At 71.3% G+C, this 22,439-nt stretch carries 19 protein-coding genes; 14 read left to right on the forward strand and 5 right to left on the reverse strand.

The window, feature by feature from the left end:
- The first annotated feature begins 112 nt into the window (after window positions 1–112).
- On the forward strand, window positions 113–379 hold the full coding sequence (locus BLT44_RS13515) for a hypothetical protein (RefSeq protein WP_010156347.1): 267 nt from the start codon (window positions 113–115) through the stop codon (window positions 377–379).
- Between the two features lie 54 nt (window positions 380–433).
- On the opposite strand, the gene BLT44_RS15700 is transcribed toward BLT44_RS13515, so the two are convergent.
- Window positions 434–607 (reverse strand): hypothetical protein, encoded by a 174-nt coding sequence (locus BLT44_RS15700; RefSeq protein WP_155819053.1) that lies wholly within the window; start codon window positions 605–607, stop codon window positions 434–436.
- 74 nt (window positions 608–681) lie between these two features.
- Window positions 682–1,611 (reverse strand): helix-turn-helix domain-containing protein, encoded by a 930-nt coding sequence (locus tag BLT44_RS13520; RefSeq protein ID WP_010156348.1) that lies wholly within the window; start codon window positions 1,609–1,611, stop codon window positions 682–684.
- Window positions 1,612–1,746: 135 nt separating this feature from the next.
- Between BLT44_RS13520 and BLT44_RS13525 the strand changes: the two genes are divergently transcribed.
- The 6 genes from BLT44_RS13525 to BLT44_RS13550 all read left to right on the forward strand — a co-directional run bounded on the left by BLT44_RS13525 (window position 1,747) and on the right by BLT44_RS13550 (window position 8,279).
- The gene (locus tag BLT44_RS13525) at window positions 1,747–2,076 is read left to right on the forward strand and encodes a DUF7882 family protein (protein ID WP_029608227.1); all 330 of its coding nucleotides are present in this window, start codon (window positions 1,747–1,749) and stop codon (window positions 2,074–2,076) included.
- A gap of 107 nt (window positions 2,077–2,183) precedes the next feature.
- Window positions 2,184–4,220 (forward strand): glycosyltransferase family 2 protein, encoded by a 2,037-nt coding sequence (locus BLT44_RS13530; protein ID WP_010156350.1) that lies wholly within the window; start codon window positions 2,184–2,186, stop codon window positions 4,218–4,220.
- A gap of 106 nt (window positions 4,221–4,326) precedes the next feature.
- A complete protein-coding gene (locus BLT44_RS13535) occupies window positions 4,327–5,460 on the forward strand; it encodes an MFS transporter (protein WP_244887491.1) in 1,134 nt (377 codons plus the stop codon).
- Between the two features lie 168 nt (window positions 5,461–5,628).
- Window positions 5,629–7,302: an ABC-F family ATP-binding cassette domain-containing protein gene (locus tag BLT44_RS13540; RefSeq protein WP_010156353.1), complete on the forward strand. Its 1,674-nt coding sequence runs from the start codon at window positions 5,629–5,631 to the stop codon at window positions 7,300–7,302.
- A gap of 107 nt (window positions 7,303–7,409) precedes the next feature.
- The gene (locus BLT44_RS13545) at window positions 7,410–7,799 is read left to right on the forward strand and encodes a DUF1304 domain-containing protein (RefSeq protein WP_010156354.1); all 390 of its coding nucleotides are present in this window, start codon (window positions 7,410–7,412) and stop codon (window positions 7,797–7,799) included.
- An 18-nt stretch (window positions 7,800–7,817) separates the two neighbouring features.
- Window positions 7,818–8,279 carry a MarR family winged helix-turn-helix transcriptional regulator gene (locus BLT44_RS13550; protein ID WP_010156355.1) on the forward strand — a complete coding sequence of 154 codons (462 nt, stop codon included), beginning with the start codon at window positions 7,818–7,820 and terminating at the stop codon, window positions 8,277–8,279.
- Here BLT44_RS13550 and BLT44_RS13555 read toward each other — a convergent pair.
- Window positions 8,276–9,214, reverse strand: coding sequence for a TIGR01777 family oxidoreductase (locus tag BLT44_RS13555; protein WP_010156356.1), 939 nt, complete (start codon window positions 9,212–9,214; stop codon window positions 8,276–8,278). The genes BLT44_RS13550 and BLT44_RS13555 overlap by 4 nt on opposite strands.
- Window positions 9,214–11,337, reverse strand: coding sequence for an MMPL family transporter (locus BLT44_RS13560; protein ID WP_425311212.1), 2,124 nt, complete (start codon window positions 11,335–11,337; stop codon window positions 9,214–9,216). The genes BLT44_RS13555 and BLT44_RS13560 overlap by 1 nt, the downstream gene beginning before the upstream one ends.
- Window positions 11,338–11,652: 315 nt before the next feature.
- Between BLT44_RS13560 and BLT44_RS13565 the strand changes: the two genes are divergently transcribed.
- Window positions 11,653–13,248 carry a protein adenylyltransferase SelO gene (locus BLT44_RS13565; RefSeq protein ID WP_010156358.1) on the forward strand — a complete coding sequence of 532 codons (1,596 nt, stop codon included), beginning with the start codon at window positions 11,653–11,655 and terminating at the stop codon, window positions 13,246–13,248.
- 147 nt (window positions 13,249–13,395) lie between these two features.
- Here the strand turns inward: BLT44_RS13565 and BLT44_RS13570 are convergent, their stop codons facing one another.
- A complete protein-coding gene (locus BLT44_RS13570; protein ID WP_010156359.1) occupies window positions 13,396–13,944 on the reverse strand; it encodes a type 1 glutamine amidotransferase domain-containing protein in 549 nt (182 codons plus the stop codon).
- A gap of 223 nt (window positions 13,945–14,167) precedes the next feature.
- Here BLT44_RS13570 and BLT44_RS13575 point away from each other — a divergent pair, with 223 nt between their 5' ends.
- From BLT44_RS13575 to BLT44_RS13600, 6 genes are all read left to right on the forward strand, one after another.
- Window positions 14,168–14,815, forward strand: a complete 648-nt coding sequence (locus BLT44_RS13575) for an SDR family oxidoreductase (RefSeq protein WP_010156360.1) — start codon at window positions 14,168–14,170, stop codon at window positions 14,813–14,815.
- Window positions 14,816–14,908: 93 nt separating this feature from the next.
- Entirely contained in the window at window positions 14,909–15,331 is a 423-nt protein-coding gene (locus BLT44_RS13580; protein ID WP_010156361.1) for a Fur family transcriptional regulator, read from the forward strand.
- Window positions 15,332–15,398: 67 nt separating this feature from the next.
- On the forward strand, window positions 15,399–16,877 hold the full coding sequence (locus tag BLT44_RS13585) for a catalase (protein ID WP_010156362.1): 1,479 nt from the start codon (window positions 15,399–15,401) through the stop codon (window positions 16,875–16,877).
- A 507-nt stretch (window positions 16,878–17,384) separates the two neighbouring features.
- Window positions 17,385–19,967, forward strand: coding sequence for a helix-turn-helix transcriptional regulator (locus BLT44_RS13590; RefSeq protein ID WP_010156363.1), 2,583 nt, complete (start codon window positions 17,385–17,387; stop codon window positions 19,965–19,967).
- Window positions 19,968–20,092: 125 nt separating this feature from the next.
- The gene (locus BLT44_RS13595; protein ID WP_010156364.1) at window positions 20,093–21,583 is read left to right on the forward strand and encodes an Ig-like domain-containing protein; all 1,491 of its coding nucleotides are present in this window, start codon (window positions 20,093–20,095) and stop codon (window positions 21,581–21,583) included.
- Between the two features lie 153 nt (window positions 21,584–21,736).
- On the forward strand, window positions 21,737–22,255 hold the full coding sequence (locus tag BLT44_RS13600; RefSeq protein ID WP_010156365.1) for a hypothetical protein: 519 nt from the start codon (window positions 21,737–21,739) through the stop codon (window positions 22,253–22,255).
- Window positions 22,256–22,439: the final 184 nt, after the last annotated feature.

Raw genomic sequence — 22,439 nt, forward strand, 5'->3', positions numbered from 1 at the left:
GCGGCGCCGTAGAGCAATGCGCGATAGCACGGGACGCGGCTCTCTCGCACGGGGGTAGCCGCACTCCGCTGCGCGTGGGTAACGTGAGAGCTACTTCGGGAAGGAGTCACTCATGAACGCATCGCACAACGAACCGAACGATCACGTCTCGCACAACGAACCGCACGATTCGAACGAGTTCGAGGCATCGAACGGTGCCGGCACCGTGAACACCCCGCGCGACGGGGAGACCCTCGATCGGCCGGTGCTCGACGGATCGACTGAGAATTACGGCCAGGAGGGCCATGAGAAGAACCCGCGCTACGGCCAGGAGAATCCCGAGCTCATCCGCCGCCCGTCGACCGGCGAGGAGACGCCGACGCCCGACGAGGAGTCCTGAGCCGGTTCGGTTCGGAGAGAGCTCGCGCAGCGGGTGCTCTGGTGCGCGTGCGCGTCAGAGCACCCGCTTGATGCTGTCCGCGGTGTAATAGCGGATCGACCCCGTGGTGTCGAGCACGCCGTACGACGTCGCCCCGTTCGTCATCCGACGCACGTCGCAGATGACGCCGCGCGCGCCCGAGGGAGCGACGACGCTCTCGTCAACCTGGAACTCTTCGAGATCAGCCATGGTTCGACCCTAGCCGCGCGCAGCCGCGCGTGACAGGCCTTGCGCGAACCCGGCGGACGGTGCGCAGGCTCGAGCTACCGGCCGGGGTGCACGCCGTACTGGGCGCGGTAGGCCGCAGTGAAGCGCGAGGTGTTGGTGAATCCCCAGCGCCGCGCGATCGTCGCGATGGCGGCGGGCGTATCGGCTGCGCGCAGGTCGCCGTGCGCGCCCTCGAGTCTGACGCGGCGCAGGTACTCGCTCGGCGTGAAGTCGAGGGATCGGCGGAACGCGTACTGCAGCCCGCGCGTCGAGATGTGCGCCGCGCGCGCCACGTCGTCGATCGTGATCGCCTCGTGCGCGTGCGCGTCGATGTATGCGAGCGCCCGTCGCACGGTGGCCGGGGCGGCGGATCGCTGCGGGGTGGTCTCCATCGCCTGCGACAGGCTCGTCGAGAAGCTCGACAGCACGGTCCAGAGCGTGTGGCGCAGCAGCCCCGCCCCCACGACGGTGTCGGGGTCGAGCGTTGCGTCCCCTGAGAGCACGGACGAGGCGACGTAGCCGAAGGTGCGGTCCCACTGGGCGGCCTCGTGCGGGCCGCGGGCCTCGGGCGAGCGCACCTGGATCGAGAGTCCGTCGTCGCCCGAGATCTGGCGGGCCAGCGTCTGGGCGTAGTCGCGGTCGAAGACGAGCGCCTGCACGACGGCGCGATCCTCCCAGTGCGCGGTGACGGGGAGGCCGTGCGAGGCCCAGGGCCTGCCCGCGGGGAGCGAGCGCCGGCCCGCGGTGACCTCGCCGCGCGGCGACTGCACGCTGCAGGTGAACAGCTGCGACTCGGGGGCGACCGACGAGTCGACGGACGCCGCGAGCTCGTAGCGGATCAGCGAGAAGCCGTCGACCGTCGCCGAGAACCAGTCGAGCTTGCACCGATCCTCATCGACCTCGAGCAGTCGGGCCGAGGGGGAGAAGGTCTGCCAGGTGTGGGCGACCTGTTCGGGATCGGTCGCGCGGAACCGCTGGATCTCCACTGCCGCCCCCGAACCGATCTCATCGGCACGCGAAACGGCCGTTCTCTACGAAAGGTAGTTTCGCATACTGTACAGGTCGGGGTCGCGCAAGGTACGGCGCGCCTGGAGACGCGCCGCGACTGGCACCATGTGACCATGGGGTTTCTAATACACGGTGGGAACGAATACGAGTTCGAGGATCGCCTGCTCGCGCACCTCAAGACGGTGATCGGGCAGAAGCTGAAGAAGCAGGAGTGCTTCTTCTTGAGCTGGACGAAGACGCCCGAGCAGGGGAGCGGTCGGGTCTCGGTGTGGCTGTCGCCCTACACGACCGTCGCCTTCCGCTTCTCGGGAAGCCGACCGCCCGAGCTGAACGTCGCGTGGGTCAAGGTGCTGGCCGCTCTGTCGCACACGGCGCGGGGGCTCGTCGTGCTGTCGGAGGAAGAGGCGATCGCGTACGCGAAGAAGAATCCGGATATCGTCTAGCGACGCGGAGCTCTCGGGGGAACCGGGCGAAAACGGTCCATCAACGGCTGGTGAACAGCCTGTGATGCGGCCGTTTTTCCTGTTCACGCGGCCATACACTCGGTCCGGTGAGGCGCTCTTCCACCACTGCCGAATTCGGGGTCGCAGATACCGTCGCCGCGGCCCGTCCGCCGGCGCTCCAGCCGTCGCCGCACGAGGCGAACGCGGCGCTCGCGGCGGGCGAGGCGAGCGATCCGTGCGCGGCGAACGAGGCGAACGAGATTCCGCGTGGGCGCCGTGACGCGGGCTACCGCTTATTCGAGATGCTGCCGGCGATGCTGAGCCTCGGGGTGCCGGTGGCCGCGATCCTGCTCTCCCTCGTCGATCTGCGCGTCGGCATGCTCTTCGTCATCGCCTTCATCGCGCTGACCCTCGTGCGGGCTGTGCGGGGAGGCGTCGACGCGCTGCGCGGGTTCCGTCGCATGCGCCTCGCCGAGCGCGTCGACTGGGCGGCGGTGGCGGCTGAGACGGAGCAGGCGGTGCGCCGGGCGCGCGCATGCCCCGCGGCGCCGGTCGAGCAGCTGCTCGGCCCCGCGACCCGAGCGCTGCCCGAGCCGTTCGCCAGCACGCACGATGCGTTTCTGCGGAGGCTCTCGGCGGATGCGCAGGCGGTGCCGCTCCCCTCCGACGTCGTGCACGCGGTCATCGTCGCCGCGTACAACGAGCCGTTCGAGGTGATCGAGCCGAGCCTGCATTCGCTCGCCGCGTCCTCGGGCGCCGAGCGCTTGGTGGTCGTCTTCGCGTACGAGCAGCGGGGCGGGGCGGCGATGCGGGAGCGCGCCGTGCGGCTGCGGCACGCGTTCGCCCCGCGGTTCGCGGCCTTCATCGCCGTCGAGCACCCGGCCGGGCTGCCCGACGAGATCGCCGGGAAGGGGGCGAACATCACGTACGCGGCTCGTCATCTCCGCTCCTGGCTGCGGCTGAGGGAGATCGATCCCGCCGACGTCGTGGTGACGACGCTCGACTGCGACAACCGGGTGCATCCGCACTACTTCGCCTCCGTGACCTGCGCGTTCGTACGCGACGCCGATCGGGCGCGCCGGTCGTATCAGCCGATCTCCACGTTCGTGAACAACCTGTGGCACGCCCCCGCTCCCACGCGCGTGGTGGCCGCCGGCAACACGCTCTGGAACCTGATCTCGACGGTGCGCCCCGCCACGCTCCGCAACTTCGCCTCGCACTCGCAGCCGATGGACGCGCTGATCGCGATGGACTACTGGAGCCGGCGCACGATCGTGGAGGACGGTCACCAGTACTGGCGCAGCTACTTCCACTTCGACGGCCGGTACGCGGTCACGCCGATCCACCTGCCCGTCTCGCAGGATGCGGTGCTCGGGGCGTCGCTGGCGCGCACGCTGCGGGCGCAGTTCACGCAGCTCTGCCGATGGGCGTACGGCGCCTCCGACATCGCGTTCGTGGGCGCTCGCCTGTTCGCGAAGGATCGCCGGGCGCCCTTCGGGGCGACGCTCGCCCGCTTCGCGACGCTGCTCGACTCGCACGTGACGCTCGCCTGCGTCGCCCCGATGGTGGCGTTCGGCGCATGGATCCCGATCGTCGTCGGCAGCCTCTCGGGCGGGGCGGGCACGCCCCTCGCGATGCTGCTGCGCGAGGCGGGCAGTGCGAGCGCGAACGGCGCGGCCTGGGCGACGCACGCCCTCGGCATCCCGGTCTCCTCGGCGGTGGAGGCGGCGCGCGCGTCGGCCTTCGCCGGGCCGACCCCCTGGAACCACCTCTTCACCGCGCCCCCGTTCTCGGTGGCGCAGCTCGCGGCCGAGCTGCCGGGGATGGTGGGCACGGTGCAGCGCTTCGCCCTCGTGGGGGTCGCCGTCACGATCGTGCTCACCCTGCTGCTCACCCCCAGGCGGCCGGCGCACGTGTCGCGGAGGCGGAGCCTCGGCATGCTCGCGCAGTGGGTGCTGCTGCCGGTCACGCTGCTCTGCTACAACACGGCGAGCGCGGTGGTGTCGCAGTACCGTCTGCTCGTCGGCGCCTACCGCGAGCACTTCGAGGTGACGGAGAAGCGGGCTCCGGCGCCCGCCCGCGCGCCGCGCGCCGAGTCGGAGGGCGCCCGGCCGCCGCACGAGCGGGTGGGGGAGAGCCACTAAACTCGTTCAGTTGGAGCGTCTCGAACGGAACGGGGAAAGCGTGACGGGGTGAGATGCGGGCGCCGGCGGTGGGCTGCGCGGCAGGCGGTTCGGGTTCGCGCTGGCGGTGGCGAGCGTCACCGCGATGATGGCGGGTGCGAGCGCCCCGTCGCCGTTCTACCCGGTGCTCGCCGAGTCGATCGGCTTCTCGCCGCTCGTCACCACGTCGGTGTTCGCCGTGTACGCGCTGGCGCTGCTCGCGACGCTGCTCACGGCGGGCTCCCTCTCCGATCACGTCGGGCGCCGACCGGTCGCGAGCTCGGGGCTCGTGCTGCTCGCGGCGAGCGTGCTCGTGTTCTGGCACGCCGAGTCGGTGCCGCTGCTGATCCTCGCCCGCGTGCTGCAGGGGGTGGCGAGCGGGCTGCTCCTCTCCGCGGTGTCGGCGGCGATCACCGATCTCGAGTCGCCGCGCCGACCCGGATCGGCCGCCGTGTGGAATGCGGTCGCGCCGATGCTCGGGCTCGGCATCGGCGCGCTCGCCGCCGGCCTCGCGCTCGATGGGTCGCGCGATGCGATGGCGCTGGTCTTCGCGCCGCTCGTGGTCGTGTACCTGGGGCTCGCGGCGCTGACCGGCTTCGTGCCGGAGACCGCGCCGCGAGCGCCGGGCGCGCTGCGGTCGCTCGGGTTCCGCTTGACGGTGCCGGCCGAGATGCGCGCGGAGTTCGCGCGGGGCGTGCCCGCCATCTTTGCGGGGTGGGCGACGGGAGGGCTGTTCCTCTCGCTGGGTGCGAGCATCGTGCACTCGGAGCTCGGCGGAACGGCGCACGTGTGGCAGGGGCTCGCGGTCGGGGTGCTCGCCGGTTCGGGCGCCGTCGCCGCGTTCCTGATGCGCCGTCGCTCGCCCCGCGCGATCGCGGTGTTCGGCACGGCGGCGCTCGCGGTGGGCACCGCCTGCTCGCTGGGCGCGCTCGCCGCGGGGTCGCTGCCGGCGTATCTCGTCGCGGTCGCGGTCACCGGGGCCGGCTTCGGCACCGCCTTCTTCGGTGTCGTCAGCTCGCTCGCTCCGCACATCCCCGCCGCGCAGCGGGCCGACGTGTTCGCGGTCGTGTTCCTCGTGTCGTATCTCGCATTCGGGGTGCCGACGGTCGTGGCGGGGCTGCTCGTCGAGTTCGCGGGCCTCACACCCGTGGTGTTCGGGTACGGGGCGGTGGTGATCGTCTTCGCCGGCGTCGCCTGCGCCGTGCGGGTGCTCCGGGGGTAGCGGCGCGCCGGGGTTCGGGTAGAATGCTCGGCATGGATATCGAGGTCGACAGAACTTCATCCGCCGCGCGACACCGCTGAGTGTCGGGCGGGCCAGGCGAGAACCCTCTGTTCTCCGCTCGACCGCCGTCTGCATCGCACGGGGCCGAGCCGACCCGAATCGAGCTCCATGTCTGCATCTTCAGCGATCTCGCTGCACCGCCTCTCGTACACCTGGCCCGACGGTTCGCCGGGGCTGCGGGATGTCACGGGAACCTTCCCGACCGGCCGCACCGGTCTGACGGGCCGCAACGGCTCCGGCAAGTCGACGCTGCTCCGCATGATCTCCGGTGCGCTCGCGCCGTCCTCCGGCACGATCAGCGTCGGCGGCGAGGTCGCCGCCCTGCCGCAACTGCTCACCCTGCATCGTGAGACGACGGTCGCATCGCTGCTCGGCATCGATCGCACGCTCGCCGGCCTGCGCGCCATCGAGGCCGGCGACGTCGACCCGCGCCACTTCGACGCCGTCGGAGACGACTGGGACATCGAGGCGCGAGCGGCGGTCGCGCTGGATCGCATCGGCTTCTCGGCGCTCGACCTCGACCGCAGCGTCGCGACCGTCTCGGGGGGCGAGGCGATGCTCATCGCGATCACGGGACTGCGGTTGCGCCGCGCCCCGATCACGCTGCTCGACGAGCCGACGAACAATCTCGACCGGGCGGCGCGCGCCCGGCTCGGGGCGTTCGTCGACGACTGGCCGGGCACGCTGCTCGTCGTCAGCCACGACGCGGAGCTGCTCGAGCGCATGGAGCACACGGCCGAGCTGCACGATGGCGCCCTGACGGTGTTCGGAGGCCCGTTCAGCGCCTGGCGCGCGCATCAGGAGGCGGAGCAGGCGGCGGCCGAGCAGGCCGCGCGGGCCGCCCAGCAGGCGCTCAAGGTCGAGAAGCGGCAGCGCATCGAGGCCGAGACGAAGCTCGCCCGACGGGAGCGCGCCGGTCGTCAGACGCAGCTCGGCGGCGGCATTCCGAAGATCCTCGCGGGGCGGCGCGCGAGCAGCGCGCAGGAGGCGGCGGGATCGCTGCGCACGACGCTCGACGATCAGGTGCGGGCGGCGCAGGCTGCGGTCGACGACGCCGATGCGCGCGTGCGCCGAGACGAGCGCGTCTCGATCGATCTGCCGGATCCGGCGGTGCCGCGCGGCCGTCGGCTGATCGAGTTCGCGGGAGCGGAGCGGGAGATCGTGGTGCAGGGGCCGGAGCGGGTCGCGCTCGTCGGCGCGAACGGCACCGGCAAGTCCAGTCTGCTCGAACGGCTGGTGCGGTCGCGCGGTGCAGATGGCGAGGCGCCGGGCTCAGGGCAGGGTCCGCATGGGGTGCCCGGCGCTCCCGCCGCAGCGCAGAGCCCGACGCGCCGGTCGGGGCGTCTGCTGACCGATCGCTTCGGCTACCTGCCGCAGCGCCTCGACGGTCTCGACGACGCCGCCAGCGCGGTCGAGAACGTGCGATCCGTGGCCCCGGGCGCGACTCCGGGGGAGATCCGCAACGGCCTCGCGCGGCTCCTCCTCCGCGGTGCGAGCGCCGACCGCCCGGTCGGCACGCTCTCCGGCGGCGAGCGGTTCCGGGTGTCGCTCGCCCGGCTGCTGCTCGCAGATCCGCCCGCGCAGCTGCTCATCCTCGACGAGCCGACGAACAATCTCGATCTGGCGAGCGTCGCGCAGCTCACGGATGCGCTGAACGCCTACCGCGGGGCGATCCTCGTCGTCAGTCACGACCTCGCGTTTCTCGGGGGCATCGGGATCGAGACGGTCATCGAGATCGGCGCGGACGGCGCGCTCCGCGCGCGCGGCGGCCTGCCCGAGTGAGCGCCGCCGCGCGGCGCCGGTGTCGAGCGCCGCGAGCGGCGCCGCGCGAGCCTCGGTACGCTGAGTGGCGACGGGAGTAGTCTCGACGCACGTCGATTGGAGTCGGAATGATCGTGTTCGCACTGGTGCTCGCGGCGCTCGCCGCGCTGCTGCATGTGTACATCTTCTGGATGGAGTCGATCACCTGGACGAGCGAGAAGACGCGCGCCACGTTCGGTCTGAGCGCCCAGCAAGCCGAGTCGACGCGGGAGATGGCGTTCAACCAGGGGTTCTACAACCTGTTCCTCGCGATCGTCACCCTGGTCGGCGTCGCGCTCGTGCTGTTCGCAGCGCCGGCGGCGGGGTACGCTCTCGTGTTCGCGGGCGCCGGCTCGATGCTGGCGGCCGCAGTGGTGCTGCTGGTGTCGTCGCCCGACAAGCGGGGAGCCGCCCTCAAGCAGGGCGCGCTGCCCCTGCTCGCGGTGATCGGGCTGCTGGTCGGCCTCGCCGTCGCGTAGCGGCGCGCGGCACCGGTGATGCAGGAGGGCGCGGGGCGCGACGCGGGGGTGCTCGCCGTGATGCGCGCGGTGCGCGGGTTCGGCGACGCCCACGATCGCATGTCCGCGGAGATGAAGCAGGGCATGGCGATGAACGCGAGCGACCTGGCCGCGCTGCGCCTCCTCATCATCCGCGTGGAGGAGGGCCGGCTCGTGACTCCGAGAGACGTGTCGGCGCACCTGCGCATCTCGACGGCGTCCACGACGAAGCTGATCGATCGACTCAGCGCGTCGGGGCATGTGCGCCGCGCCCCGCACCCGAGCGATCGGCGTGCGCGCGTGATCGAACTCACCGACGCCGCTCGGCAGGAGTTCTTCCGGCGATTCAGCCCGCACCTCCACGCCATGCGCGAGGCGATGGCTCAGTTCTCGGCTGCCGAGCTCGAGGTGGCGGAGCGCGCGTTCCGCGTGCTGGGAGAGGCGATCGACCGCGACGGCTAGCGGTCGCTCGCGAGCGCCGCGTCGACGGCCTCCTCGACGGTGCGGTGGGTGAAGGTGAACCCGGAGTCCAGCAGCGCCTCGGGGGCGACGTCCGCGTCGGAGAGCAGCAGTGCGTCCGCGGCATCGCGGCCGAGCGCGAGCCGCAGCGCCCAGGCGGGGGCGGGGATGAGGAACGGGCGGCGCAGGGTTCTCGCGAGCGCCCGTCCGGTGTCGTTCGCCGTGGCCGGCGTGGGACCGGCGAGATTCACGGGCCCCGATACGTCGCTGTCGATGAGGTGGCGGATCGCGCGCACCTCGTCGACGAGCGAGATCCACGGCCACCGCTGCCGACCGCCGCCGAGCGGGCCGCTGAGTCCGAGCCGGGTGAGCAGCAGCAGCGGCTTCAGCACTCCGCCGCGGTCGATGAGCGGGGCGGTGCGCAGCAGTACGACGCGGGCCCGCGATCCCGCCTCCAGAGCGGCGCGCTCCCATGCGACGCAGATCTCGGCGAGGAAGGTGCTCCCGGGGCTGCTCGCCTCCGTCAGACGCTCACCGGGCCGGTCGCCGTAGTAGCCGACGGCCGAGGCGCTGAGGAGGGCGGGGGCGTCGGCGCCGAGCTCGCGGATCGCGGCGGCCAGGGTGCGGGTCGGCGCGATCCGGGAGTCGAGCAGTGCGGCGCGGTAGGCGGGCGACCAGGGCAGCCGGCCGATGCTCGCGCCGTTCAGGCACACCACGGCGCGGGCGCCCGCGAGCACCTCGGGGTCGAGCGGGGCGTCGCCCGGGCGCCACTCGATCTCGTTCGGGCGGCGCGGGGCGCGGCGCACGAGTCGGGTGACGGCCACCCCGTCGGATCGGAGCGAGCGCGCGAGCGCGCGGCCGATCAGCCCGGAGGCGCCGCTGATCACGACCCGCGGGGCGTCGGGCGGCTGGGGTGCGGGAGTGCTCGGAGTATGCATCACTCACCATTCTCGGTGCGCGACAGCTTCGAGGGCCACCAGATCGCCTTGCCGATGTCGGTCGAGAGCGCCGGCACGAGCAGCGAGCGCACGATGAAGGTGTCGAGCAGCACCCCGAACGCGACGATGAACGCGATCTGCACGAGGAACAGGATCGGTATCACCGAGAGCGCGGCGAACGTGGCGGCCAGCACGAGGCCCGCCGAGGTGATGACGCCGCCGGTGATGGTGAGCCCGCGGAGAATGCCCTCGCGGGTGCCGTGCCGCCGCGACTCCTCGCGCACGCGGGTCATCAGGAAGATGTTGTAGTCGATGCCCAGAGCGACGAGGAAGACGAAGCCGTAGAGCGGCACGGCCGGGTCGGCACCGGGGAAGTCGAGCACGTGGTTGAAGACGAGCGCCGCGACCCCGAGCGCGGTGCCGAACGAGAGCACCGTCGTGAGGATGAGCAGCACGGGGGCGAGGACGGATCGCAGCAGCAGCATGAGGATCACGAGGATCACGCCGAGCACGAGCGGGATGATGAGGTTGCGATCGTGGATCGACGCCTGATTCGTGTCGACCGCGGTGGCGGTGACGCCGCCCACGAGCGCCGTGCCGTCGAGTTCGGCGCGCAGGCCGGTGATCGTCTCCGCCGCCGCGTCGGAATCGGCGGCGTCGGAGAGCGTGGCCTGCAGCAGCACCTTGCCGTCGCGCACCGTGGGCTCTGCGGCCGGGGTGCCGGGAGGGCCGAAGGCCTGGATCCCGTCCGCAGTCACCGGCGCGGTGCCGCTCGGCGAGTCCTCCGCCGTGACGGCGACGCTGTCGATGCCGTTCTGCGCGAGCGCGGTGTCGGCGGTCTGCTGCAGGCGATCCTCGTCGACGAGGATGTAGGCGGGGCTGCCCGATCCGCCGGGGAAGTGCTCGCCGAGCACGGCCTGGCCGTCGCGGGCCTCCGACTGCCCGACCACGAGATCGGACTGGGGGATCCCGCTCGCCTGCAGCTGCGCGACGCCGACCGCGCCGAGCGCCAGCACGACGGTGGTGACGATCCAGATGGGGCGCGGATGGCGCCGGATCACCTCGGCGAGGCGCCGCCACAGGCCGCGGGTGGGCATGCCGTTCTCGGCGGCGACCACGTCGGGCTCGAACTTCGGGCGGCGCGGCCAGTACGCGGCACGGCCGAACGCGAACAGCAGCGCGGGCAGCAGTGTGAGCGCGGCGAGCATGGCGAAGACGATGCCGATCGCCGCCACCGGGCCGAGCGTGCTGTTCGACTTGAGGTCGCTGAGCAGCAGGCAGAGCAGGCCGACGATCACGGTGCCGCCCGAGGCGAGGATCGGCTCGAAGGAGCCCTTGATCGCGGCGAGGATCGCAGTACCGCGATCCTGCGCGACTCGCAGCTCCTCCCGGAAGCGGGCGACGAGCAGCAGCGAGTAGTCGGTCGCCGCGCCGATGACGAGGATGAAGAGGATGCCCTGGGTCTGCCCGCTGAGCAGCAGCACCCCGGCGTCCGCGAGGTGCCAGACCACGAAGAGCGCGACGCACAGGGCGAACAGGCTGGTGCTGAGCACCACGAGGGGGAGCAGGAGGGAGCGGTAGACGATCACGAGGATGACGAGCACCGCGAGGAGCGCCACCAGCAGGAGGATGCCGTCGATGCCGGCGAAGCCCGCGGCGAGGTCCGCGGTGAATCCGGCCGGTCCGGTGACGTGCACATCGACCCCCGCGGGGGCGTCGTCGCGCAGCGTCTCGCCGAGCTGCTCGACGACCTCGGTGACCTCGGCGTCGGCGTCGATCGGCACGAAGAGCTGCACGGCCTCGCCGTCTTCGGACGGGATGGCGGGGGAGCTCTCGTCGCCGATGCCGGGCAGCGCGGCCGCGTCGGAGGCGGCGGTGTCGATGGCGCTCAGCTGCGCGTCGGTGAGGGCGGTGCCCTCGGACGACGAGAAGACGACGATCGCCGGGATGGAGTCGCTGCCGAGGAAGTCGTCTTGCACGTCGCGCACCGCGGTCGCGTCGGCGGAGGAGGGGAGGTATGCCGTCTGGACGTTCGAGGAGACCTCGTCGACCTTGCCGAAGAGCGGGCCCCCGGCCCCGGCGCCGGCGAACCAGAGCACGATCAGCACGGCGGGGAGGAGGATGCGGAGCCAGCGCCGACCGCGGCGAGGCGTCGAGCCCGCGGGCGATGAGGCTGCGTCAGCCGCGGGTGCGGCGTGGGCGGCGTGGGCGCCGTGGGCGGGTGCCGGGTGCGGATCGGTGCGTCGTTGAGACAATTCTCTACTATCTCCCAATGAAAGTATCTAGCCAATCTAGTAAAACTGTAGCGCGCTCGGCTCGAAAGCGGAAGTCGGAGGCTGCCGAGAGCAGCAGCGGATCATTTCGCCGCCGACGTGCCACGGGGCGCCGCCCGTGTCCACCCCCGTTGCCGAGCCCCGCGCGCTCCGTAGACTCGCCGCATGTCAGCCGACGCCGAATCCATCGAGCCCCTGCCCACTGAGCCGCCGTCGACCGAGTCGGGGCGCGCCGACGCCGAACGGACGGAGCCCGTCGATGCGCTGCCCGTCTCCGCCGGCATCGTGCTCGAGCACGACTTCGCCTCGCGGCTGCCCGAGCTCGCCGTACCCTGGCGTGCGTTCCGTCCGGAGGAGCCCCGAACCCTCGCCTGGAACGACGCGCTCGCCGCAGAGCTCGGCATCGACGCCGATCGACTCCCCGAGCCGCTGCGCGCGCGCTTTCTGCTCGGCAACGCGCTGCCGCAGGGGAGCGCCCCCGTGGCTCAGGCGTACGCGGGGCACCAGTTCGGCGGCTACTCCCCGAGACTCGGCGACGGTCGGGCGCTGCTGCTCGGCGAGCTGCGCGACCCGTCGGGGCGACTCCGAGACCTGCACCTCAAGGGATCGGGGCGCACGCCGTTCGCGCGCGCCGACGGGTTCGCCGCGGTGGCCCCCATGCTGCGGGAGTACCTCATGGGGGAGGCGATGGCGGCCCTCGGCGTGCCGACCACCCGCGCGCTCGGCGTGGTCGCGACGGGGCGGCGCGTGCCGCGCGACGGCGAACTGCGCGACGGCGCCGTGCTCGCTCGCGTCGCGAGCAGTCACCTGCGCGTGGGCTCGTTCCAGTTCGCGCGGGGGCTCGGGGATGCGGAGGTGCTGGTGCGCCTCGCCGACTACGCCGTCGAGCGGCACGCACCCGAGCTGGCAGGCGCGCCCGATCGGTACGTCGGGCTGCTCGACGCGGTCGTGCGCGCGCAGGCCGGGCTCGTCGCGCAGTGGGTGCTGGTCGGCTTCGTGCACGGCGTGATGAACACCGACAACATGACGATCTCGGGCGAGACCATCGACTACGGGCCGTGCGCCTTCATCGACGCCTTCGACCCCGCGGCCTCCTTCAGCTCGATCGATCACCAGGGCCGATACGCCTTCGGCAACCAGCCCTCCATCGCGCTCTGGAACCTCACGCGATTCGCGGAGACGCTGCTCCCGCTGCTCGCTCCCGATGTCGAAACGGCGAAGTCGACGGCCGTCGCCTCCCTCGATCGCTTCGGAGGGCTCTACAACGATGCATGGATGGCCGGAATGCGCGGCAAGCTCGGGCTCGCGCACGCAGCGGGCCGGGCGGCGGTCGACGACCGCGCGCTCGCCGAGTTGACGGCCGACATGCTCACCGACCTGCAACGGCACCGCATCGACTACACGAGCTTCTTCCGGGCCCTGGGGCGGGCCGCCGCGGGAGACCCGACGGCACTCGACGGGGTGCTGCCCCGCGAGGGCGGCGGGAGCGGCGCGGGCGACTGGGGTTCCGGGGGCTGGGTGCAGCGCTGGCTCGGCGCGGGGCCCGATGCGGGCGAGATGGATCGCGCCAACCCGCTCTACATTCCGCGCAATCACCTGGTCGAGGAGGCGCTCGCTGCGGCGGAGCGGGGCGACTTCGGGCCGTTCTCGCGCCTGCTCGACGTGCTCGCGCGTCCGTTCGAGGAGCAGAGCGGCAACGAGCGGTACGAGCGGCCTGCGCCCGAGGGCGGCCCCGCGCACGTCACCTTCTGCGGAACCTGATCGGGCGAGCGCGCCCGCTGCAGGCCCGGCGGGCGGCGGCCCGCGGGGACACGACGAAGCCGCCCGCGATCCGAATCCCTGAGCGGGACCCGCATCGCGAGCGGCTGAGTCGCGGCGGGCGTGCTCGTCGCCCGCGCGGCGAGCGGGTTACGCCGTCTGGCCGGGGTGCTCGCCCTCGCCGATCTCCTCGACCAGCTTCGCGTTGAAGGCGGGGAGGTCGTCGGGCGTGCGGCTCGTGACGAGCCCCTGATCGACCACGACCTCCTCGTCGACCCACGTCGCCCCGGCGTTCTGCAGGTCGGTGCGGAGGCTGGCGTACGAGGTGACGGTGCGGCCGTGCAGCACGTCGGCGTCGGCGAGGATCCATCCGCCGTGGCAGATCGCTCCGACCGGCTTGTGCTGGGCGAAGAAGCTCTTCGTGAACGCGACCGCGTCGGCGTCGAGCCGGATCTGATCGCCGTTGACGACGCCGCCGGGCAGCACGAGTGCGTCGAAGTCGTCGGCCTTCGCGTCGGCCGACGTGAGCGAGACCTCCTGCTCGTGGCCGTTCTTGCCCGTGATCGAGCCGGTCTGGGTGGAGACGACGGTGACCTCTGCGCCGTGCTCCTGCACTGCCGAGATCGGTTCCGTGAGCTCGGAGTCCTCGAAGCCGTCGGTGGCGAGAACCGCGACGCGCTTGCCGGTGAGATGTGACATGGGAGTACCTCCTGGGTTCGGGAGTTCGTTGTCCGTCGAGACCCGGATTCCGGGCCGACGACGTCCAGCCTCCCCGACGGCGGCGCGCGGCGGCACCCCGTTGCGAGGCGTCGGGCTCGGCGCTAGTCGCGCGAGCGAGGGGCGCCGAACCCGGCCCCGAGGCCGCGGCGGCCGCGTTTCGCCGCTGGAGAAACCGGGGTCGCGGCGGCGTAGTGTGGAGCGCATGGCACGCATCATCATCTTCGGCGGACACGGCAAGATCGCACTGCTCACGGAGCCTCTGCTCGCGGAGCGGGGCGACGAGGTGACGGCGGTGATCCGCAATCCGGATCAGGCGGACGACGTGCGCGCGGCGGGCGCCGAGCCGCGCGTGGTCGACGTCGAGCAGCTCGACGTCGACCAGCTGACCGAGGTCATCGCGGGGCACGACGCCGTGGTGTGGTCGGCGGGTGCGGGCGGGGGCGACCCTCGCCGAACGCTCGCGGTCGATCGCGACGCGGCGATCCGCACCATGGACGCCGCGGCTCGCGCCGGGGTGCAGCGCTACGTCATGGTCTCGTACTTCGGGGCATCGCGCGATCACGGCGTCGACCTCGAGAACTCGTTCTTCACCTACGCGGAGGCGAAGTCGCAGGCCGACCAGCACCTGCGCGAGTCGGGGCTCGCGTGGACGGTGCTCGGGCCGAGCGGCCTGACCCTCGATCCGGGAACCGGAGCCATCGACGTCGATCCCCCCGAGGCCTCGACGGTGGCGCGTGCAGATGTCGCGGCGACGATCGCGGCCGTGCTCGCCGACGAGAGCACGGCGCTTCGCACGATCCGCTTCAACTCGGGGGAGACGCCGATCGCGGAGGCCGTGCGCGCGCGCTGATCGCGGCGCGCGCCGTCGCGGCGCTCGCCGCTCGCCGCGCCGAGGGCGCTCCTACATTTGAATTGCTCAAAACAACCGGCTAGGCTGGGGCGCATGGAGACGACCACCGAGCACGCACTGCGCGACGCCGGCCTGCGGGCCACGGCGGGGCGCGTCGCCGTGCTCGACGCGCTCGTCTCCATGCCCCACTCGGACGCGGAGCACGTGTTCCGGGTGGTCGCGAGTGCGCTGCCGACCACATCGATCCAATCGGTGCACAACATCCTCGCCGACCTGACCGCGGCGGGGCTCACCCGCCGCATCGAGCCGGCGGGATCCGCGGCGCTCTACGAGCGGCGCGTGAACGACAACCATCATCACGTGGTCTGCTCCGAGTGCGGTGCGATCTCGGATGTCGACTGCGTCGTCGGCCACGCGCCCTGCCTCTCCCCGTCCGAGACGGGGGGCTACACCGTACAGACCGCCGAGGTGACGTTCTGGGGCACCTGCCCCGACTGCGCCGCCTCGGCCGCATAGCCGAATACGCACGTTCGCTCCGGCCCCGGAGCGGTATCCGTCTTGCGCGACACTCCTGAGGAGCAACATGAGTACACCCGATACCACGACCCAGACCGGAACTCCCGTCGCAAGCGACGAGCACTCGCTCGCCGCCGGTCGCGACGGCGCGATCGCACTGCACGACCGCTACCTCGTCGAGAAGCTCGCGCAGTTCAACCGCGAGCGCATCCCCGAGCGCATCGTCCACGCCAAGGGCGGCGGCGCGTTCGGCGAGTTCGTCGTCACCGGCGACGTCTCGGCCTACACCCGTGCCGCCGTCTTCCAGCCGGGCGCCCGCACGGAGACCGTGCAGCGCTTCTCCTCCGTCGCCGGCGAGCAGGGATCGCCCGACACCTGGCGCGACGTGCGCGGATTCTCGGTGAAGTTCTACACCACCGAGGGCAACTACGACATCGTCGGCAACAACACCCCCGTGTTCTTCATCCGCGACGGCATCAAGTTCCCCGACTTCATCCACTCGCAGAAGCGACTGCCGGGCTCGGGCCTGCGCGACGCCGACATGCAGTGGGATTTCTGGACGCTCTCGCCCGAGTCGGCCCACCAGGTGACCTACCTCATGGGAGACCGCGGCCTGCCCCGCTCGTGGCGCCACATGCCCGGATTCGGTTCGCACACCTACCAGTGGATCAACGCCGCGGGCGAGCGGTTCTGGGTGAAGTACCACTTCGACGCCCTGCAGGGCAACGTCGAGATGTCGAGCGAGGAGGCGGAGGCGATCGCCGGCGCCGACGCCGATTACTACCGCCGCGATCTCTACGAGGCGATCGAGCGCGGCGAGTACCCCTCGTGGAAGCTGTCGGTGCAGGTCATGCCCTACGAGGACGCGAAGACGTACCGCTTCAACCCGTTCGACCTCACCAAGGTGTGGCCGCACGCGGACTACCCGCTGATCGAGGTCGGCGTGCACACGCTCAACCGCAACCCCGAGAACTTCTTCGCGCAGATCGAGCAGGCGGCGTTCTCGCCGGCGAACACGGTTCCGGGCATCGACATCAGCCCCGACCGCATGCTGCAGGCGCGCGTCTTCTCGTACCCCGACGCGCAGCGGTACCGCGTCGGCACCAACTACAACCAGATCCCGGTCAACGCTCCGGTGGCCCCCGTGGCGAACTACTCGCAGGACGGCGCGCAGCGCCACGGGTTCAACTCCCCGAGCACCCCGGTGTACGCGCCCAACTCGAAGGGCGGCCCCACCGCTGACGCGGCAGCCGCCGGTGTCGGCTCCTGGGAGTCGGATGGCGAGCTGGTGCGCACCGCCGCTACGCTCCACGCCGAGGACGACGACTTCGGTCAGGCGGGCACGCTCTACCGCGAGGTGTTCGATGCGGCTGCGCAGGCGCGATTCCTGAAGACCATCACCGGTGCCGTCGGCGCCGTGCAGAGCCCCGAGATCCGCGAGCGCGCGATCGCGTACTGGACGCAGGTCGACGCCGAACTGGGGGCGGCGCTGCGCCGCAACCTCGAAGCCGATGTGGAGGCCGTCGCGGCGACCGTCGACGCCTGACGCGCCGGTGCGGGGGCGGCCGAGGCCGACTGACCTCCCGCACCGAGCACCCCTGACGAACCCCCGGTGAGCGCCCAGCGCGCACCGGGGGTTCGCGCGGTTCGGGCATCCCGCGCGTGCGTCTTCGCGTCCCGGCCGTGCTGCGAAAACGAAGGCGGCCGACGATGAGTATCGGTCATCGCACTACTGCAAAACGCTCTTCCGCATACTGCATCGCGTCGAATTCGTACGGGAAATGCGTCCGTTCATTGCTGAAAGGCGCCATTTTTGCGCAATCGTCTCCACGAAGGATTTTAGGCTGCACACGAACCGCGATCAGAGTGTGGGGGAGTTCATGTGCGCTTGGGGTGGCCGGTCGGTTTCGCGAGTCGCGATGCTGCCGCTCGTGAGCGCCGGCGCGGCGGCCACGGCCTCACCCGTCCATGTCGACTGGCCCTGTGCCGCGCCCGGGCGTCATGCTAGCGTGGACCGCGGACGGGGTACTCGATGAGGAGGGGAGCTCCGCGGGTGAAGGGTCGGGAACGCAGCCTCGCGAAAGCGCAGAGCCTGATCGAGAGCGGGCTGAGCGTCGACGTGGTGGGAAGCCGCGGGAGCGGGCGGACCGCGTTCATGGGGGCGCTCGCCAAACGGCTCGATGAGAACGAGTGGACGGTGCACGAGGTGCGCGGCGTCGCCTCGCTGAAGCAGAATCCGTTCGCCGCGCTCGCACTCTCGGGAACGGTCGAACTGGCTGCCGCGCGCCGGATGGACAACCTCATCGAAGAGGTGGGGCGTCAGCTGATCGATCGCGTCGCCAACGACCGCTGCGCCTTCTTCGTCGACGACTGGGACGACCTCGACGAGGCGTCGTGGGGCGTCATCGAGTTCGTGCGGCGCTCGACGGGCGTGCCGATCGTGATCTCGCGACTCCAGGGGCTCCGCGCACGCCACACGCCGAGCGGTCTGCCGGCCGCGACGCTCGCCCCCACCTACGTCATCGACATGCTCCCGCTGCGATTCGAGGACCTCGAGGCCGCGATGAGCGAGTATCTGGGCGGCGTGATCGAGCCCGGCACCTCCCGACGGCTCTACACGAAGTCGGGCGGCAACGTGGGGCTCGCGCTCGCGCTGATCGATGCGACCGTGCGCGAGGGGCGGCTCGTGCAGATCGACGGCGATCCCTGGACGGCGATCGGAGAGCTCTGGAGCCCGACGCTGCGGGCGGTCATGGAGATGCACCTGGAGAGCCTCGACCCCTCTGCGCGCGATGCCCTCGAGACGATCGCCATGGTCGGGCTCGCCGACATCGACACGGTGCGCACCCTCGTGGACTGGCCGACCCTGGAACTGCTCGAGGAGCGCGCGATGATCGCCTTCGCGCAGGGTACGCGGAGCAACTACGTCTCCGTCGTGCCGCCCCTGTTCACGAGCTACTTCAGGCACGATCCGCTCTCGGCCCGACGCATCCGCCTCACCGAGAAGATCCTCACGACGCTCGGCGGCGCGTCCCCCGATTTCGAGCTCGACGAGGTGTGGAGCGACCTGAACACGGCCGGGGAGACGCAGGATGCGCTGTTCGCCGGCATGCTCCGGGAATCGCTCAAGACGCGCCAACTGGTCGCGGGCTACGAGTGGGAGAAGAGCCCCAATGTGCACACCGCGAATGCGTACGTCGAGGTGCTCGCGCAAGCCGGGGTGGCCGTCTCGGGAGCGACGATCGAGCGGGTGTACGCGGAGACCGACGACCGGAGCGGCGACCTGGCGGCGAGAGCGGAGTACTACTCGCGCCGCGCCGATTGGCTGGCCTACGGCCTGGGCCGGGTCGACGAGGCGCTCGAATTCCTCGATCACCGCTCGCGGGAGCTCGCGAGCTTCGGCAGGATCCTTGATGCGCGCGGCATCAGCATCCTCGCCGACTTCCGGGCCGTGCCCGAGGGCTTCGAGGTCGTGCTCGAGGTCACCGACGACCTTCCCGTTCCCGTGCAGGCCGCGCTGCTCGAGAGCCAGCTGCACGTGCTCGTCATCGATGGCCGCCTGCACGACGCCAACCGCGTGTACGCCGAGCTGCGCCGGCTCGACCCGCAGGGCGAGCGCGCCGCGGCGCTCGCGATCCAGGGCATGAGCCTCCTCGCCCAGGGCGACTTCGAGTCGGGGTATCGAGACGTCACGAACGGGCTCGACGAGGCGCGCGGCAACCTCGATCTGCACGCCTTCCGCGCGTTCGCCGGAGCTGTGGCCTACGCGAATCTGCACAGCGGCGACATGCAGTACCAGGGCGAGCTGCTCGACGTCGTGCTGTCGACGGGCGACTTCTCGCCGATCCCCCCTGGCAGTCGCACCATCGTGCTCGTGGCGGCGTCCGTGCTCGCGGCGAGCCGGGGCCAGCGCGACCTGTGCCTGAAGTACGTCGGCCTGCTCCGCTCGGAGGGCGCTGCGGAGCTCGCGCTGCCCGGTCAGAGCCCGGCGTGGGGAGAGGCTCAGCTCGAAGTGCTCGATGGGAAGCTCAAGAGTGCGGCGCGCATTCTGTGGAACTCGTCGCTCGCGCTGCGGGATCGCGGAGCGATCTTCGCCGCCCAGCTCGGCATGCTCGCGTCGCTCGAGATGCACCCGACGGAGGCCCGGCTCGCCGAGGCCATCGCGCTGATCGAGCAGCGGCCCGACATCGTGGTGCACGCGTCTCATATCAGGTACCTCATCGCGGCGACGCGCGGCGATGCGCGAGCGGTGCTCGACGCCGCCCACGAGCTGGAGGCCCATCAGCGCATCGGGCTGGCGATGGCTGCGTACGGCAGGGCCGTCGACCTCTCCACCGACCATCCCGATTCCGAGCTGCGGGAGCAGGCGGCCGCGAACGAGCGCCGGTTGCGCATGCGCCACAGCGGGCGCGTCTTCAACACGACGCGATTCGGCGGGCTGGGAACGACGCTGTCGAAGCGCGAGCGCGAGGTGGCGACGCTGGCGGCGAACGGCCTGAGCAACCAGGAGATCGCCGCTCGTCTCGTGGTCAGCGTGCGCACGGTCGACAGCCACATGTACCGCATCATGCGCAAGCTCGGGGTGTCGAGCCGGGAGTCCCTTGCTGCAAAAGTGGGCAGCGGATCACTGCTGTAGAGCCCGCGACTACTTAAATTCGAGCCCAGACATACTGCAATCCATCGGAAAACGGTTCAACTCGGCATCCGCTTGCTTGAATCAGGTGGTTACGCCAGATTCAAGACAGCAAGGGGTCGATAGCCGTGTTCCTCCACAGCGCGCAATACCAGGTCGAGCAGAAGCCGCGCCGCATCCGCGGAGCGTTCGCGGCGGCGGCCACGGCCGCGGTCCTCATCGCAGCGCCGTGCTCCACCGCTGCCGCGAACGCGGCGCCGATCGTCGCCCTCGCGGCGGATGATATCGAGGGGCCGCTAGCGCTGGCTCCCGACGGGTACATCGGAAGCGCGATTCTCAGCTTCTCGCTCGACCGGGAGTACCTCCCGTGGAGCAGCAGCGGGGAGTACTCGGTCACGCTGACCGTCGAGAGCCTCGTGCTCAAGGAGTACTCGGCGGGAAACACCGTGGTCACCGATCACCACATCTCGCCGCAGAACGCGAACACCAGTTACGTGCTCGTGGTGGTGCGCGACGGCGTGCGCGAGCAGCGGCCCGTGACGCTCTCCGCCGACAACACGATCGTCATCGACGGACTGGTCGAGGGCGTCAACGTCATCGGGCTGCAGGCCTCGTACTTCGAGGAGGAGAACGCTCTGGTGCCCCAGGGCACGATGTCGAAGAACGTGGAGGTCGGATCGGCCCCGCCGCCCATCGCGGCCGACGACGAGACCACCGGCCCGCAGGGCGCACCGCAGTCGATCGATCCGCTCGCCAACGACTCCGCCGGCTCTGACGACCTGCAGCTGGAACCCGACTCCCTGACGCTGCTCGACGCCGACGGGGAGCAGACGGACACGGTGGTCGTGCCGGGCGAGGGCGTGTACACCGTCGAGAACCGCCGCATCGTGTTCACCCCCGAGCCGGGCTTCACGGGCACCGCGACTCCCGTGCAGTACCAGGTGACCGACCAGAACTACCGCGACTGGGCCACCGCGACCTACACGCCCACGGTCACCCCCGTCGCGCCGGTCGTGACCCCAGACGCGACGACGGGCCCGCAGGGCGAGCCGCAGTCGATCGACCCGCTCGCGAATGATTCGGCAGGCGCCGAGTCCGCTCCGCTCGACCCCGGTTCGTTGACGCTGCTGGATGCCGATGGTGCTCCGACCACCACGGTCACCGTGCCGGGCGAGGGCGTCTACACGCTCGAGGGCGGTCTGATCGTCTTCACCCCGGAGCCCGCCTTCACCGGTACGGCGACCCCGGTCGCGTACCGGGTCGCCGACGCGCTGGGAAACGTGGCCTCATCGACGTACACGCCGACCGTGACGCCGGCCGCCCCGGTTGACGCACCTGCGGACCCGGCACCCGAAGCTGCCGGCTCGACTCCCGTCGAGCAGCGTCCTGCCGCTCCGGGTGCGGCAGTCGCGACCGACCCCGCCGCGACGAGCGGAGAAACCTCCGCTGCCGCACCGTCGCACGACGCGGGCGACCCGCCGGCGGCGCTCGCGACGACCGGCGGCGGTTCGCTGTCGCCGCTCCACGGCTGGATCGTCGCACTCTTCGGCGGTGGGCTCGCAGCCCTGGTCTGGGGGAGCCGGCCTCGACGAGTCGTTCGCCAGACCGACGACGCCTGAGGCGTCCTCGCCGCACGGGCGCTCTCGGCGCCCGTGCTCCCGCCCCGGCGCTCGGCGTTGCGCGACGCAATCGCACGTCGAACGCCGGGGTCACCCGAGCACGTGCGCGCCTCCGCGCTGACGCGTGCCACTCCAGACGAAGTGGAGGAGCGCATGTTGCTCGTGGATTGGCAGACCGATCAGCACTCCGAGGGGTTGCGTCGCGCGCCCCGCGAATTCGAGCCGTCATGGGCTTCGGCGAGGCGAATGCTCTTCGCGCGGGAGTTCGACGAGAACTGGTCGGTGCGATGCATCTCGATTCTCGAGACCTCCATCCGCCTGACCGGACGGGAACCGCTGGTGCTGCTGCCCGACGACGTGCAGCTCGAAGAATACGACCTCGCATACGACGTGCGCCACGGGGAAGCGGCGATCGCGGCGCTCGACGCCCTCGCCGAGGGTCGAGTCGGCGGGTCGCCCGATCGCTTCGTCCTCGTCGATCTCGCGCCGGTGCTCATCGCGACCGCACCGCGCTTCCTGAGCGCCCTGCAGCGCCTCCTCGCGACAGAGCTCCCCCACTCGGTGGCCCTAGCCGTCGTCACCTCGCACCCCGGTGAGCTCGACGCCTCGCGATTCGACTGGTCCTCGCCGCTCGCCGACGCGGCGGCGCATGTGACAGCGGTCGTCTCGTAAGCTCACCTATCGTCGCCGAACGCGCTGCGCCTGAGCGACCACCGGTGGCCCGTGCCGGGGGAGCGGCGGGTCCGCACCATACGCAAAATCGCTCGAGAGAATTGCGTAATTAGCCCCCAGAAGTGCTGAGAATGCTGGTTCGGATACGTAAGCGACGATTTTCGCTACTGCAAAACGCGCCGGC

It is taken from the genome of Leucobacter chromiiresistens (assembly GCF_900102345.1).
Lineage (GTDB): Bacteria > Actinomycetota > Actinomycetes > Actinomycetales > Microbacteriaceae > Leucobacter > Leucobacter chromiiresistens.

Coding starts and splice junctions, on each gene's coding strand:
- BLT44_RS13515 (WP_010156347.1), top strand. CDS start 113: ATGAACGCATCGCACAACGAACCGAACGATCACGTCTCGCACAACGAA.
- BLT44_RS15700 (WP_155819053.1), bottom strand. CDS start 607: ATGGCTGATCTCGAAGAGTTCCAGGTTGACGAGAGCGTCGTCGCTCCC.
- BLT44_RS13525 (WP_029608227.1), top strand. CDS start 1,747: ATGGGGTTTCTAATACACGGTGGGAACGAATACGAGTTCGAGGATCGC.
- BLT44_RS13540 (WP_010156353.1), top strand. CDS start 5,629: ATGTCTGCATCTTCAGCGATCTCGCTGCACCGCCTCTCGTACACCTGG.
- BLT44_RS13545 (WP_010156354.1), top strand. CDS start 7,410: ATGATCGTGTTCGCACTGGTGCTCGCGGCGCTCGCCGCGCTGCTGCAT.
- BLT44_RS13550 (WP_010156355.1), top strand. CDS start 7,818: ATGCAGGAGGGCGCGGGGCGCGACGCGGGGGTGCTCGCCGTGATGCGC.
- BLT44_RS13555 (WP_010156356.1), bottom strand. CDS start 9,214: ATGCATACTCCGAGCACTCCCGCACCCCAGCCGCCCGACGCCCCGCGG.
- BLT44_RS13565 (WP_010156358.1), top strand. CDS start 11,653: ATGTCAGCCGACGCCGAATCCATCGAGCCCCTGCCCACTGAGCCGCCG.
- BLT44_RS13570 (WP_010156359.1), bottom strand. CDS start 13,944: ATGTCACATCTCACCGGCAAGCGCGTCGCGGTTCTCGCCACCGACGGC.
- BLT44_RS13575 (WP_010156360.1), top strand. CDS start 14,168: ATGGCACGCATCATCATCTTCGGCGGACACGGCAAGATCGCACTGCTC.
- BLT44_RS13580 (WP_010156361.1), top strand. CDS start 14,909: ATGGAGACGACCACCGAGCACGCACTGCGCGACGCCGGCCTGCGGGCC.
- BLT44_RS13585 (WP_010156362.1), top strand. CDS start 15,399: ATGAGTACACCCGATACCACGACCCAGACCGGAACTCCCGTCGCAAGC.
- BLT44_RS13600 (WP_010156365.1), top strand. CDS start 21,737: ATGTTGCTCGTGGATTGGCAGACCGATCAGCACTCCGAGGGGTTGCGT.